This window comes from Enterobacter sp. RHBSTW-01064 (assembly GCF_014103035.1).
GTDB lineage: Bacteria > Pseudomonadota > Gammaproteobacteria > Enterobacterales > Enterobacteriaceae > Enterobacter > Enterobacter mori.
This window is the reverse complement of the sequence record NZ_JABXOU010000026.1, coordinates 1-444: the sequence shown is the minus strand read 5'-3', so window position 1 is coordinate 444 and position 444 is coordinate 1. Positions and strand designations below refer to the sequence as shown.

The following is a 444-nucleotide window of genomic DNA, read 5'->3' as shown; positions in this document are numbered from 1 at the left end:
GTACAGTGCGCCAGGCACAGGGAAAAACGGGAGTGGTCGTCCAGCAGGGTCAGCGGATGGCAGCGGCCACCGCCGAAGGGAAAGTGGCCCTTAAAATCCATCTGCCAGAGGCGGTTCGGCGCGTCGTGTTCGAACCGTCCCGTGGCGGGAATGCCCGGTGAAGTGCCCGGCAGCAGGCCATGGCGGGCCATCAGGTTATGGACGGTGCTGAAGGCGGGCATGCAGTGCCCCTGGTCTTCGAGCCAGCGCTTTATCTTGCGTGCGCCCCAGCGTTGATGGCGGTCATGGGCCATACGCAGCAGGGCCGTGATGTCGTCAGATGAGCGGTTCGGGGAATGGTGCGGTATGCGCGGACGGTCCTGAAGGCCGGCGGCCCCTTCCTCCGCCCAGCGGCGAAGCCACTTATAGCCGGTGGCAGGTGAAATACCGAAGCGACGGCAGAGA

Annotated in this window: 1 protein-coding gene; it reads right to left on the bottom strand. The window is 65.1% G+C overall.

Annotated elements, in window-relative coordinates:
• The coding region (locus HV355_RS23975) for a helix-turn-helix domain-containing protein (protein WP_182403871.1) at positions 1-444 on the bottom strand (444 nt) is incomplete at both ends.